This window comes from Bacillus sp. 0102A (assembly GCF_036765155.1).
Classification (GTDB): Bacteria; Bacillota; Bacilli; order Bacillales; family Bacillaceae; genus Bacillus; species Bacillus subtilis_G.
In genome coordinates, this window is record NZ_JBAIZW010000005.1 from 80,316 (window position 1) to 92,849 (window position 12,534).

Here is a 12,534-nt window from a genome sequence, read left to right on the forward strand (position 1 = left end):
TCAGAATTATTCTATAATAAAACGAAAGAAGGAAAGGGGTTTTATGTTATGGCGCTGCAAGGGGTAGACCAAAGATGGGATCTTGATTCATTTTTTAAGGGCGGGAGCCAGTCAGAAGAATTCAAGGGATATATCGAAAAACTGTCACAAAGCCTGCGTGCATTTCAAGATATGACTGATGCGTTTCAGGTGCCCGAATCGTCTGAAGAGGCTGAAGGGCTGACGGCAATACTTGATGTATTCGAACAGATATCAGTCAAGCTTCAGCAGGCCGGCGCTTTTGTCGCTTGTCTTCAGGCTCAAAATATCAGTGATCACAAGGCTAATGAGTATAAATCGCTGATGCATCAGCTTTCTGCAGATTTTCAGTCCTCTCTCGTCACATTAGATCATAAGCTTGTGGACATTGAACAAGACGTGTGGAATGAATTGTTAACAAAACCGGGATTATGCGATGTATCGTACATATTAAATGAAAGAAGACAGAGGGTCGCCGAAAAGCTCGGCCCCGGTAAAGAAAAACTGATTGGAAACCTTGCAGTGGACGGATATCACGCTTGGAGTGACTTATACAATATGGTTGTCGGGAAAATGACGATCCCGTATGAGGAAAATGGCGGGAACAAGCCATTGTCTGTCGGTCAGGCTGAAAATATGCTGGCTCATCAAGACCGTGCTGTCAGAAAAACAATATATAAACGTTTGCATCAAGCGTGGAAAAGCAAGCAGGATATTTTCAGCAGCACGCTGAATCATTTGGCGGGATTCCGGCTTGAAACCTATCACGCGCGCGGCTGGGAGGATGTCCTGAAGGAGCCGCTGCAAATCAACAGGATGAAAAAAGAAACACTGGATACGATGTGGCAGGTCATCACCGAAAACAAGCAGCCGTTCGTTCAGTTTCTGAACCGGAAAGCGTCCATGCTCGGTCTTGAAAAGCTCAGCTGGTACGATGTTGAGGCCCCAATTGGGTCTGATGGAAAGGTCTACTCATATGATGAAGCCGCAAATGTTATCGTCAGCCAGTTTTCAACGTTCGGCAAAAAGCTTTCCGCTTTCACTGAGAAAGCGTTTCGGGACCGTTGGATTGAAGCGGAAGACAGGAGCGGAAAAAGGGTCGGCGGCTTTTGCACGAGTTTCCCGGACAGCGGAGAATCACGGATTTTCATGACGTTTTCGGGAAGCGCCTCAAATGTCTCAACGCTTGCACATGAGCTCGGACACGCGTTCCATCAGGAAGCGATGCTTAATGTCAGACCGTTAAACCGGTCCTATGCCATGAACGTCGCGGAAACGGCTTCAACGTTTGCGGAGATGATCGTGGCAGACGCGACTGTTCAGCAGGCGGAGACGAAGGAAGAAAAGCTTGTCCTTCTCGAGGATAAAGTGCAAAGAAGCGTTGCTTTCTTCATGAATATCCATGCCAGATTCCTATTCGAAACGAGGTTTCACGAAGAACGAAAGCGGGGAGCAGTACCGGCAGACCGTCTGAATGAGCTGATGGAGGAGGCGCAAAAAGAGGCATACTGCAATGCGTTAGGAGAGTATCATCCGCTCTTTTGGGCGTCGAAGCTCCACTTTCATATCACGAGGGTGCCGTTTTACAATTTCCCTTATACGTTCGGTTATCTGTTTTCTCTCGGCATTTATGCGCTGGCGCTTGAAGAAAAAAACGCGTTCGAAGAGAAGTATATCGCGCTATTGCGAGATACGGCTTCTATGACCGTGGAGGATTTGGCGATGAAGCATTTGGGCGCTGACATTACGAAGCGCGATTTTTGGGAGAATGCCATCAAGCTGGCTGTGCGGGACGCGGAAATCTTTTTGCAAATGACTGAATCTTAAAGAAAAGCCGTGGCGTCATACGCCTCGGCTTTTTCAATTCTTCTCTGAATGAGGATTTCATTCTCGGGACATACCTAAAACAAATGGGATCCTACAGGGGGGAAAACATATGCATTTGATCAGAGCAGCCGGTGCTGTTTGCCTCGCAGTGGTTCTGATTGCGGGCTGCCGTCTCAATGAAGACCAGCAGCAGGCAAAAGGAGAAAATACAGCCGTCACCCAACTGAAGTCTGTTCCTTACAGCGATTTCTCGCTTCGGGTGAGTTACGGGGATGGAGAGCATGATCGTTATGAAGGTGTATATACAAAAAATGGAACTCGTGAAATAGCGGAAATACAGGATAAGCTCTCTGGCGTAAACCAGGAGGGGGAAGAAGCATTGGATGAGATGAAAATGATCCTGAGCGAGCTTTCCGTGACAGAACATATGGCTGAATCAGAAGTGATACACAGTGTGCTGGCAGCGTTTAATTTGGACAGCCATTATGACCATATCGACTTAAAACTAAAGCTGAAGAACGGCTCAATAAGAGAAATTAAGAAATAATCCTGTGATAAAAAACCCATAAACGCCAATTATGTCCAAAAAACTAATTGAAAATGATTTTCAAAGTCATTGTTTTCTGCTACAATGAGGGATATATGACCATATCAAATGGCTGAATATCGAATCACTTGCATTGATGACAATTGACTTAACACGCATGTATATAGAAAACGTGCAATACATAGTGCTGCTAAAAAGCCAGCAAAAAGGAGCGGTTATGGGTATGAGTGCAATTTCTACAGAAACGCTGAGCTTAGGATACGGGGATGCCGTTATTATTGATGAGTTGAATTTAACCATTCCAAAAGGTGAAATTACCGTATTTATTGGCAGCAATGGCTGCGGAAAATCGACACTTTTACGTTCATTAGCGCGTCTGATGAAGCCGAGAGGCGGTTCAGTGCTGCTGGAAGGAAGAGCGATTGCCAAGCTTCCAACGAAGGAAGTCGCAAAAGAGCTCGCAATCCTGCCGCAGGGTCCTTCGGCTCCAGAGGGGCTGACGGTTCACCAGCTGGTGAAGCAAGGAAGATATCCTTATCAAAACTGGCTGAAACAGTGGTCAAAAGAGGATGAGGCAGCAGTTGAGAGAGCGCTTAAAGCAACAAAACTTGAGGACATGGCTGACCGCGCCGTCGATTCTTTGTCAGGAGGACAGCGCCAGCGGGCTTGGATCGCGATGACGCTTGCGCAGGAAACGGATATTATCCTTCTGGATGAGCCGACGACGTATTTGGACATGACGCACCAAATTGAAATTCTTGATTTGCTGTTTGAGCTGAATGAAAAGGAAGAGCGGACGATTGTTATGGTTCTCCATGACTTAAACTTGGCGTGCCGCTATGCGCATCATCTTGTGGCTATAAAAGATAAACAAATTTATGCTGAAGGCCGTCCGGAAGAAGTCATCACTTGTGATCTTGTGCAAAATGTGTTTTCTATGAACTGTCAGGTCACACAGGACCCGCTGTTCGGAACGCCTCTTTGCATCCCTCATGGCAGGGGCAGATGCATTGTCCGGGAAGCGGCTTTTACATCACATGGATAAATAAACGTCAGCGAAAGGAGCTTTCACTTGAGAAAGCTCCTTGCTGTTTTTTTGAAAGGAAGATGGAAAATGGAACAAAAACTTAAGGAACAGCTCGATGGATTGCTGGAGAAGTATACTGAGCTTCTGCTTGGTGAATCAAACAATGAGCTAAAAGAAGAAGTGAAGCAATGGATTTTGTACACGCATATAGCCAAAAGCATGCCGCCCCTCGCTAAGCATTGGAATGCGACATATCCTGACGCGAAGCAGGGCATTAAAGATGTCATTCAGCATATTAAGGAATTAAATGAAACGCATCGAAACAAATAATAATTAAAAAAGCAGTCTGCCAATCACAGCAGACTGCTTTTTTGTGATGCTGCCGTTTGATCTGGCGCGAAGGAATCCATAAAAGTCCGCAGCGCGCTGCTGATAAACGAATCTTTTCGGACAATAAATTCTGTTTTCATCTGTCTGAGAGCCTTAGGCAGCGGGTACAAGCGAATCGACCCTTCAGCCTCGCGTTTTTGCACAACCGTTCTCGGCAGCAACGAGATGCCAAGACCTGCTGTAACCCCGCCGATAATCGCTTCAAGCGTACCAAATTCCATAATAACCGGCTGTGTGACGCCGGCAGAGCGCAGCCATTTTTCAAGTGTTTCCCGATACGAACAGCCTGTGCTGTAAACGAGAATCGGCTTTGTGATGGCTTCCTCTGCATTGGATACGGAAGCTGCCGAAACAACCACTGGTTCTTCCTCAAATGCAGGATAGGACACGAGCTCGGGATGATTGCATTCACATCCGATAAAGGCGCCATCCAATTCATACCGGAGAACTTTATCAAGGAGAAATTGTGTATGACCTGTTGTTAAAGACAGCTGGACGTTTGGATGTTCTTCATAATAAGAAGCCAGAAGCTTCGGAAGCCTTACTGCGGCGGTTGTCTGAGTGGAGCCGATCATAAGCGGCCCGCTTGGTTCGACGGAGGATGAGAGCGCTTTAGACGCCTCATCCAGCAGGCCGATAATTTTATTGGCGTAGTCCAGCAGCAGCTTTCCGCTTGCAGAAAGTGTCATGCCCCGGTTATGGCGCAAAAACAGCATGGTGCCCAGCTCAGCTTCCAATTGCTGAATTCTGGCCGTGACATTCGATTGCACATAGCCAAGCTGCAGGGCTGCTTTCGTAATGGAGCCTTCACGGGCTACCATTTGAAACACACGTAAATCTCCGCTTTCCATTTTGAATTCCTCCGTTCGTTTATTGGTATCAATCTGAGTGATAGCAAGCATCTTTAACAATCATTATACGTAACACCAAACCTGAATTACAATGGAATCAGCAAGATATTATTTAAATCAACTGCAAGGAGTGGCGGCAATGAATGTCATGAACAAAATAGCTCTTGTAACAGGGGGCGGCACAGGAATCGGAAGAGCAGCCAGCATGGAATTGGCAAAACGCGGAGCGGTTGTTGCGGTGAATTATTCACGTTCGCAATCCGAAGCGAAGGAAACAGTGGAAATGATTCAAAAAGATGGCGGGCAAGCCTTCGCCATACGAGCAGATGTATCAAAAAACACCGAAGTGCAGGACATGGTTCACTCGATCGTAAAAACGCACGGCACGATTGATGTTTTAGTCAATAACGCCAGCATTACACGGCATATTCCAATGGATGATCTTGAAGCTGCGACAGAAGACGTCTGGGATGAGCTGTATGCTGTAAATGTGAAAGGGATGTTTTTCTGCGCGCGGGCAGTGGTTCCGTTCATGAAAAAAAGCAAGGCTGGGGCGATCGTAAATGTCGGCAGCATCGCAGGGTTAACCGGGGCGGGTTCATCTATGCCTTATGCAGTGTCAAAATCGGCGGTGCACGGTTTAACGAAATCATTGGCTCACGCCTTAGCGCCCGAAATCAGAGTGAGCGGTGTAGCACCAGGAGCTGTCGCAACGAGATGGTGGGCTGGCCGGGAAGAAAAAATGAAAAGCATGATCGGCGCTTTGCCTCTGCAGCGTATTGCTGAACCGGATGATGTCGCCAAATTGATCTGTTCGCTTGTTGAACAGGAATTACTTACAGGCCAAATCATCACAATTGACAGCGGACAGACGCTGTAAAGAGAGGAGATGCGGGGATGCCATTTGTACAGATTCATTTACGGGCGGGAAGAAGTGAAGCGTGTCTTCAAAAACTAAGCAGGACCATCCATCAATCGATGATCGAAGAAATCAATGTGCCGGAAGATGACTATTTTCAAGTCATCAGGCAATATGAAAACAGTGAATTTTTTTATGATCCGTCTTATCTGCAGGTCGAGCGTACTGATGAATTGATATACATTCATTTTACGTTGAAAGATTCAAGAACAACTGAACAGAAAAAAGCGCTTTACCACTCAATCGCAAGCCGGATTCAATCCGGGCTTGGTGTAAGAAAAGAAGATGTGTTTATCATACTGGCTGGAAATCAGGATGAGGATTGGTCCTTCGGAAATGGAAGGGCTCAGATGATCGAATAAGAAACCCCGCGGGTTGACCCGCGGGGCGCTCTATTAATGTGAAGGTGATTCAACGACTTGTGCCGCTTTCTCTTTTACTTGTTCATCCGTTTTCTTATTCGATAGCTTGATAGGTTTTAAGAACAAGGTAAATACGGCTCCGACTGCGATAAAGATCAGGCCTGTATAAAACACGCTGTGGAGCGAATCCATCAACGATGTTTTTAAAATCGGCACAACATGGGATGAGAAAGCCGCAGGAATTTGTTTGATTGCGTCCGGGCTGAACAGTGATTGCAGCAGCCCTTGCGGATTTGTATCAATCATACTCTTTAGCTGGTTGGCAAATGAGCTTGCCTGTGCCGGAAGTGAGTCTAAATACGGCACCAGTTTATCTGTTAATAAGTTTCCTGATCTCGCATTCATTACAGTTCCAAGCATGGTAATGCCGAATGTTCCTCCGATAGAACGGAAGAATTGGCTGGATGATGTGACAACCCCAAGCTCTTCTTTCGAAAAGCTTTCCTGTAAAGCCAGTGTCAGAATCGGCATAACCAGACCCATTCCCAGACCAATAATCGCCATATACGATGTAGCGACAAGCTTGCTCGTATCAAGACCCAAAGTCGTTAACAGCAGGAATCCTCCGGCCATAATCAGCATGCCTGTAATGATTTGCGGTTTAATGCCGATTTTGTAAACCAGCTGGCCGCCGATAATACTTGTAATAATCATTGAGATCATCATCGGTGTCATAATCGTGCCTGATTCAGACGCGCTTACACCGACAATTCCCTGCATAAAGAAAGGAACAAACGTAATTGCACCAAACATGCCGATACTCATAAAGAAACCGATCAAGTTTAAAAATGTAAACGTTCTGTTTTTAAATAGATACATTGGCAGGATCGGCTCTTTTGCTTTTGATTCTACGATAATAAAGCTGACAATGCCGATCAGCGCGAGTGCGAACAAGCCAAGAATCTGCCATGAACCCCACGCGTAATCTTTTCCGCCAAAACTTAAGGCGAGAAGGAGGCTGACAATCCCGACTATCATCGTGAAAATCCCAGCGATATCGAAGTTGATCGGACCAGTCTGCTGGCGGCCCTGCAACCCTCTGGCAATAAAAATAACCGCAATAATTCCGACTGGAAGGTTAATATAGAAAACCCATTTCCAGTTTAGCGAGTCTACAATCCAACCGCCGATTTGCGGCCCAATCACTGAAGCGAGCCCGTAAATCGCGCCAAAGACCCCTTGGAATTTAGCACGCTGTTTTCCAGTGAACAAGTCACCGATGACAATCATCGCCATCGGCATCATAATGCCTCCGCCGATTCCCTGCAGTCCCCGGAAAATAATCAACTCTGTCATATTGTTGGCCATTCCGCACAAAGCGGAAGCTGCCATAAAAATAATCAAACCTGATACATAGACAATACGCCGTCCCAATAAATCGGCCAGTTTACCGGCAATCGGAACGACAGTTGTTGATGTTAACAAATATGCAGTTGTCAGCCAGGTCATCATGCTCAAACCGCCCAGATCACCGACAATTTTCGGCATGGCCGTTCCGACAATGGTACCGTCAAGAGCTGAAAAAAACATGGCAATAATTAAGCCTGTGATTAATAACGTCCGTTTTGATTGTTTGCCTTCATTACTCATTTCATCCGTTTCCTCTTTTCATGTTTTGCTTTTCAATCCGTTTCCGCTGCAGCCTGTGCGAGCTTTTCTGTAATACGCGCCGCCTGAAGCATTTCCTCCTCCGTCAAGAAGGAAAGGTATCGCGCCATAATGGCTTTTCTGCCTGCCAAAACCTCCTCGAACTTTCCGTCTCCTTCATCAGTCAGACTGATGTCAATCACTCGTCTGTCTTTTGTGTTGTGTGTTCTGGTGATGAGATTTTTTTGTTCAAGGCGATCTGCCATTAACGTCACAGCACTTGGCTTGACCTCCATCCGCTCGGCGATTTCAGAAATTTTGAGGCTGCCGTGTTTTTTTAAGCTGGCCAGCACAAACAGCTGCGCTGGGGTAACTCCTTGTTTCTCCATGCTTTCAAGCATTTCAGGCTGTATCTTTTGAAAGAGCGCCTGAAGTGATAATTGAATATCGGACATTAACTGATCCGCACTCTTCATATTCATTTCCCCTCTATTACATAAACTGTATTTATATTTAAGATAGTAAAATAGTTAATGTATATTAAATATAAATAAGTATTAATAAAAAGTCAACCAATTTCACATAAAAAAAGGATAGATGCCCTGAAGCACATCGTATCCTTTTTGCTCATGTATTTTATTGCTGATAAGGAGACTGCTGCTGAATGGTCTGCTGGAATTTTTGATAGGACTGCTGCAGCTTTTGGGCATCCTCCGCTTCGACAGAATACCATCCATATTGGAACATGAGGTCATACAGTTTTCTTTGCGTTTTTTGTGACTCATCAAAAATGGTTTGAATATCCTGGTAGAGAGACTCATGGCTGAATTCGTTCAAGGCTGTACAATACGCAGTTGTCATATATTTTTCTGTTGTCAGCAGTTCGTTGACGAAATCTCTGTCATTCATCTCCGAAGTTGTCGGTACAGGTGTCTCCGGGTTGCTGATTTTCTGATTTTGCTGATTCATTCTGGCGCCTCCTTATTGGATGTAGCCGGACTGCTGCTGGCCTGGCTGCAGGTGCTTTAATATTCTTTGATAGTGGTCATGATGCATGTGTCCGACGCGGTCGAGTTCTTGTTTTAACGATTGATCCTGGCACTTTTGCGCCATGAAATGCGCTTTTTTCATCGCGAGCAAATTCCAGTTCAGCATGTCATTCAGATACAAATGATCTTTTGTCGAAATAACGGAAGGCGGCATTTGTGATTGCTGCTGATTGTCCATTGTGATCCTCCTTTGGTTTTCTGTTCAATATATAGTTTCCTTTAGTCCGGGAGTTATATGCAGGTGTTTTGAAAATGGCGGCAGGAGGGAGTCGGATGTTGAGACATATATTTTTATTCTTATCTCAAAATAAAGCACTTACCAAGTTCGCAAAAGCATACGGGCCGCGGCTTGGAGCACGAAGGTTTGTCGCGGGGGATACAATTGAATCGGCGGTTAAGGCTGTCAAAAGGCTAAATAGATCCGGTTTGTGCGCAACAATTGATTATTTAGGCGAGTATGCAGCTTCAGAAAAAGAAGCGAAGCAAGTCGCAGAGGAATGCAAGAAAGCCATTCAAGCCATTGCCCAGCATCAATTGGACTCAGAGCTTTCACTCAAGCTGACTTCAATCGGGCTTGATCTTTCAGAAGAACTTGCCCTTTCTCATTTGCGTGCCATTCTATCCGCTGCGAGGCAATATGGTGTTGCTGTGACGATTGATATGGAAGACTATTCTCATTATGAACAGACACTCGCTATCTACAGGCAATGCAAACAGGAATTTGAGATTCTCGGCACGGTGATTCAGGCCTGTTTGTATCGGGCGGCAGAAGATATCAGAAATATGCATGACTTAAAGCCGAATCTCAGACTTGTGAAAGGCGCTTATAAAGAATCTGCGGCTGTAGCATTCCCTGACAAAAAAGGAACAGACCTTCATTTTCAAAGCTTAATAAAACTGCAGCTGTTAAGCGGGAACTACACGGCTGTCGCCACACATGATGATGACATCATTGCGTTTACGAAACAGTTCGTGGGTGAACATCAGATCCCAGCGTCACAATTTGAGTTTCAAATGCTATATGGCATCAGGCCGGAGCGGCAGAAGGAACTGGCTAAGGAAGGATACAGAATGCGAGTGTATGTCCCATATGGAACGGACTGGTTCAGCTACTTTATGAGAAGAATTGGCGAACGGCCTGCCAATGCAGTGTTTGTGCTGAAAGGAATTTTGAAAAAATGAAAGCAGCCGCGGGAAGCAGCTGCGTCATGATTGTTCCATGTTATGTTTTTTATATTGCTGATTTTGACTTGTCCGTTTTCCGCCGCCGTAATGCTGAGTCGGACCGGCATCACCTTTCACGCTCGCCGCGCTGACTGCCGCTGAAGACGGATCTTTTTTCTCTCGCACCATTCCCTTCACCTCCGGGCTTAAGTTGCCCTTCTTTTATAAGCTTCATGCAAAAAAATAACAAATTAGCTATTGAAGTCGAACCGAAAATCTTTTAAGATGAAAGAAGAAACGGGTTTCATTTTTTTTGTTCAAAAAATGAATGATCATTCATTCAATGTTCAAGGGGGATATCTTATGCACAAACACATTCGGAAGGCAGCCGTTTTAGGATCGGGGGTAATGGGTTCCGGGATTGCTGCGCATTTGGCTAATATCGGCATTCCTGTTCTGCTGCTTGATATTGTGCCGAACGATTTGACAAAGGAAGAGGAAAAAAAGGGGCTGACGAAGGACTGCCCGGAGGTGCGCAGCAGGCTGAGCCGGCAGGCGATGAAAAAACTGCTGAAACAAAAGCCCGCTCCTCTCACATCAGCGGAAAATACCTCCTATATCACACCTGGCAATCTGGAGGATGATGCAGCAAAGCTGAAAGAAGCAGATTGGATTATTGAGGTCGTTGTCGAAAACCTTGAAGTCAAAAAGCAAATATTCGCTCTTGTGGATGAACATCGAAAGCCTGGCAGCATCGTCTCAAGCAACACCTCCGGCATATCAGTACAGGAGATGGCTGAAGGACGGTCGGATGATTTTAAAGCCCATTTTCTCGGAACACACTTTTTTAATCCCGCTCGCTATTTAAAGCTGCTGGAGGTCATTCCGATTAAGGAAACGAACCCTGATATTTTAAAGTTTATGACAGCCTTCGGTCAAAATGTCCTTGGTAAAGGCGTCGTCACAGCAAAAGACACACCGAACTTTATCGCAAACCGCATTGGAACGTACGGGCTTCTCGTCACAGTCCAAGAAATGCTGAAAGGCGGCTATCAGGTCGGGGAAGTCGATTCAGTCACAGGTCCGCTGATCGGCAGACCGAAAAGCGCGACCTTCAGAACGCTTGATGTTGTCGGACTCGATACATTCGCCCACGTCGCCCGAAATGTGTATGACAAAGCGGACGGAGACGAGAAAGAAGTATTCCGCCTGCCGGGTTTCATGAACGATATGCTGCAGCAAGGGTGGATCGGAAGCAAGGCCGGCCAAGGCTTTTATAAAAAAGAAGGAAAAACGATTTATGAGCTTGACCCAGTGACGCTTACTTATGGCGAACGGACAAAAATGAAAACAGCGTCACTTGAAGCGGCAAAACAGGCAAAAGGAACAAAAGCCAAAATGAAAGCGCTTATTTACTCGGATGACAGAGCCGGCAGACTGCTGTGGAATATCACATCTCAAACTCTGCTTTACTCAGCCGAACTGCTTGGGGAGATTGCCGATGATATTCATGCGATTGACCAAGCCATGAAGTGGGGATTCGGCTGGGAGCTGGGCCCGTTCGAGATGTGGGACGCCATCGGCCTCAGGCAGTCGGCGGAAAAGCTAGAACAGCTTGGAGCGAAAATGCCTGACTGGATCAAAGACATGCTGGACAAAGGAATTGAAACCTTCTACATCAGAGAAAACGGAATGGTATTTTATTATGACCGCGGCGAATATAGAGCTGTGAAAGAAAACAAAAAACGCATTCATTTACAAACGCTCAAGGAAACAAACGGCGTGATTGCGAAAAACAGCGGAGCAAGCCTGATCGACCTTGGAGATGATGTGGCCCTTCTTGAGTTTCATTCAAAAAGCAATGCGATCGGGCTCGATATCATTCAAATGATCAACAAAGCATTGGAGGAAACAGAGCGGAACTACAAAGGCCTTGTCATCGGCAACCAAGGGAAAAATTTCTGCGTCGGCGCCAATCTTGGCATGATCTTAATGGAAGTTCAAGATGACAATTTTCTGGAAGTCGATTTCGTGATACGCCGTTTCCAGGAGACGATGATGAAGATCAAATACAGTGCGAAACCGGTTGTCGCCGCTCCATTTGGCATGACGCTCGGCGGAGGAACCGAAGTATGCCTGCCGGCGGCGCGCATTCAAGCAGCAAGCGAAACCTATATGGGGCTTGTGGAATCGGGTGTCGGCCTCATCCCTGGCGGAGGAGGAAACAAAGAGCTGTACATCAACCATCTTCACCGCGGTCTTGATCCGATGAATGCGGCGATGAAAACATTTGAAACGATTGCGATGGCGAAAGTGTCCGCTTCCGCCCAAGAGGCTCGTGAGATGACCATCTTAAAAGAAGCGGATCCCATCAGCGTGAATCAGGACCACCTGCTGTACGATGCAAAACGGCTGGCCGCATCTTTATACGATACAGGCTGGCGGCCGCCTGTAAAAGAAAAGGTCAAGGTGGCGGGAGAAACCGGTTATGCGGCACTCTTGCTTGGCGCGGAGCAAATGAAGCTGTCCGGTTATATATCAGAGCATGATTTCAAGATCGCGAAAAAACTTGCTTATGTCATTGCCGGCGGACATGTGCCGTTCGGTACAGAGGTTGATGAAGAATATTTATTGGAGATCGAGAGAGAAGCGTTTTTGAGTTTGGCAGGAGAGGCGAAATCTCAAGCGAGAATGCAGCATATGCTTGTGAAAGGTAAACCTTTACGGAATTAG

Annotated in this window: 13 protein-coding genes and 1 pseudogene; 8 read left to right on the forward strand and 6 right to left on the reverse strand. The window is 46.1% G+C overall.

Features of this window, described 5'->3' with window-relative positions; all coding sequences use genetic code 11:
* Positions 1-48 precede the first annotated feature (48 nt).
* The 4 genes from V6D41_RS12795 (at position 49) to V6D41_RS12810 (ending at position 3,749) form a co-directional block, all read left to right on the forward strand.
* Positions 49-1,845: a M3 family oligoendopeptidase gene (locus tag V6D41_RS12795; RefSeq protein WP_333518445.1), complete on the forward strand. Its 1,797-nt coding sequence runs from the start codon at positions 49-51 to the stop codon at positions 1,843-1,845.
* 109 nt (positions 1,846-1,954) lie between these two features.
* Positions 1,955-2,392: a YusW family protein gene (locus V6D41_RS12800; RefSeq protein WP_148964061.1), complete on the forward strand. Its 438-nt coding sequence runs from the start codon at positions 1,955-1,957 to the stop codon at positions 2,390-2,392.
* 217 nt (positions 2,393-2,609) lie between these two features.
* Complete coding sequence (locus V6D41_RS12805; RefSeq protein WP_148964060.1) at positions 2,610-3,437, forward strand: ABC transporter ATP-binding protein; 828 nt, start codon at positions 2,610-2,612, stop codon at positions 3,435-3,437.
* A 27-nt stretch (positions 3,438-3,464) separates the two neighbouring features.
* Positions 3,465-3,749 carry a YusU family protein gene (locus V6D41_RS12810; RefSeq protein WP_333518446.1) on the forward strand — a complete coding sequence of 95 codons (285 nt, stop codon included), beginning with the start codon at positions 3,465-3,467 and terminating at the stop codon, positions 3,747-3,749.
* A gap of 23 nt (positions 3,750-3,772) precedes the next feature.
* On the opposite strand, the gene V6D41_RS12815 is transcribed toward V6D41_RS12810, so the two are convergent.
* The gene (locus V6D41_RS12815; protein WP_333518447.1) at positions 3,773-4,660 is read right to left on the reverse strand and encodes a LysR family transcriptional regulator; all 888 of its coding nucleotides are present in this window, start codon (positions 4,658-4,660) and stop codon (positions 3,773-3,775) included.
* A gap of 139 nt (positions 4,661-4,799) precedes the next feature.
* Between V6D41_RS12815 and V6D41_RS12820 the strand changes: the two genes are divergently transcribed.
* Together V6D41_RS12820 and V6D41_RS12825 are read left to right on the forward strand one after the other, a co-directional pair.
* The gene (locus V6D41_RS12820) at positions 4,800-5,540 is read left to right on the forward strand and encodes an SDR family NAD(P)-dependent oxidoreductase (RefSeq protein WP_333518448.1); all 741 of its coding nucleotides are present in this window, start codon (positions 4,800-4,802) and stop codon (positions 5,538-5,540) included.
* 17 nt (positions 5,541-5,557) lie between these two features.
* Positions 5,558-5,941 (forward strand): tautomerase family protein, encoded by a 384-nt coding sequence (locus V6D41_RS12825; RefSeq protein WP_333518449.1) that lies wholly within the window; start codon positions 5,558-5,560, stop codon positions 5,939-5,941.
* 33 nt (positions 5,942-5,974) lie between these two features.
* Here V6D41_RS12825 and mdtP read toward each other — a convergent pair whose 3' ends face one another.
* From mdtP to V6D41_RS12845, 4 genes and pseudogenes are all read right to left on the reverse strand, one after another.
* Positions 5,975-7,591: a multidrug efflux MFS transporter MdtP gene (mdtP, locus tag V6D41_RS12830; protein WP_333518450.1), complete on the reverse strand. Its 1,617-nt coding sequence runs from the start codon at positions 7,589-7,591 to the stop codon at positions 5,975-5,977.
* Between the two features lies 1 nt (position 7,592).
* Positions 7,593-8,064: pseudogene (mdtR, locus tag V6D41_RS12835) on the reverse strand (MarR family transcriptional regulator MdtR).
* 160 nt (positions 8,065-8,224) lie between these two features.
* Entirely contained in the window at positions 8,225-8,557 is a 333-nt protein-coding gene (locus tag V6D41_RS12840; RefSeq protein WP_087991082.1) for a spore coat protein, read from the reverse strand.
* 12 nt (positions 8,558-8,569) lie between these two features.
* Entirely contained in the window at positions 8,570-8,815 is a 246-nt protein-coding gene (locus V6D41_RS12845; protein ID WP_071577484.1) for a hypothetical protein, read from the reverse strand.
* 95 nt (positions 8,816-8,910) lie between these two features.
* On the opposite strand from V6D41_RS12845, the gene V6D41_RS12850 reads away from it, so the two are divergent.
* The gene (locus tag V6D41_RS12850) at positions 8,911-9,819 is read left to right on the forward strand and encodes a proline dehydrogenase (RefSeq protein WP_333518451.1); all 909 of its coding nucleotides are present in this window, start codon (positions 8,911-8,913) and stop codon (positions 9,817-9,819) included.
* A gap of 24 nt (positions 9,820-9,843) precedes the next feature.
* Here the strand turns inward: V6D41_RS12850 and V6D41_RS12855 are convergent, their stop codons facing one another.
* The gene (locus tag V6D41_RS12855) at positions 9,844-9,990 is read right to left on the reverse strand and encodes a YuzL family protein (protein WP_087991079.1); all 147 of its coding nucleotides are present in this window, start codon (positions 9,988-9,990) and stop codon (positions 9,844-9,846) included.
* 174 nt (positions 9,991-10,164) lie between these two features.
* Here V6D41_RS12855 and V6D41_RS12860 point away from each other — a divergent pair, with 174 nt between their 5' ends.
* The gene (locus tag V6D41_RS12860) at positions 10,165-12,534 is read left to right on the forward strand and encodes a 3-hydroxyacyl-CoA dehydrogenase/enoyl-CoA hydratase family protein (RefSeq protein WP_333518452.1); all 2,370 of its coding nucleotides are present in this window, start codon (positions 10,165-10,167) and stop codon (positions 12,532-12,534) included.

What these genes read in the sequence shown, in the direction of transcription:
- V6D41_RS12795 (WP_333518445.1), top strand. Translation starts at nt 49, where the DNA reads ATGGCGCTGCAAGGGGTAGACCAAAGATGGGATCTTGATTCATTTTTT.
- V6D41_RS12800 (WP_148964061.1), top strand. Translation starts at nt 1,955, where the DNA reads ATGCATTTGATCAGAGCAGCCGGTGCTGTTTGCCTCGCAGTGGTTCTG.
- V6D41_RS12805 (WP_148964060.1), top strand. Translation starts at nt 2,610, where the DNA reads ATGGGTATGAGTGCAATTTCTACAGAAACGCTGAGCTTAGGATACGGG.
- V6D41_RS12815 (WP_333518447.1), bottom strand. Translation starts at nt 4,660, where the DNA reads ATGGAAAGCGGAGATTTACGTGTGTTTCAAATGGTAGCCCGTGAAGGC.
- V6D41_RS12820 (WP_333518448.1), top strand. Translation starts at nt 4,800, where the DNA reads ATGAATGTCATGAACAAAATAGCTCTTGTAACAGGGGGCGGCACAGGA.
- V6D41_RS12825 (WP_333518449.1), top strand. Translation starts at nt 5,558, where the DNA reads ATGCCATTTGTACAGATTCATTTACGGGCGGGAAGAAGTGAAGCGTGT.
- mdtP (WP_333518450.1), bottom strand. Translation starts at nt 7,591, where the DNA reads ATGAGTAATGAAGGCAAACAATCAAAACGGACGTTATTAATCACAGGC.
- V6D41_RS12840 (WP_087991082.1), bottom strand. Translation starts at nt 8,557, where the DNA reads ATGAATCAGCAAAATCAGAAAATCAGCAACCCGGAGACACCTGTACCG.
- V6D41_RS12845 (WP_071577484.1), bottom strand. Translation starts at nt 8,815, where the DNA reads ATGGACAATCAGCAGCAATCACAAATGCCGCCTTCCGTTATTTCGACA.
- V6D41_RS12850 (WP_333518451.1), top strand. Translation starts at nt 8,911, where the DNA reads ATGTTGAGACATATATTTTTATTCTTATCTCAAAATAAAGCACTTACC.
- V6D41_RS12855 (WP_087991079.1), bottom strand. Translation starts at nt 9,990, where the DNA reads ATGGTGCGAGAGAAAAAAGATCCGTCTTCAGCGGCAGTCAGCGCGGCG.
- V6D41_RS12860 (WP_333518452.1), top strand. Translation starts at nt 10,165, where the DNA reads ATGCACAAACACATTCGGAAGGCAGCCGTTTTAGGATCGGGGGTAATG.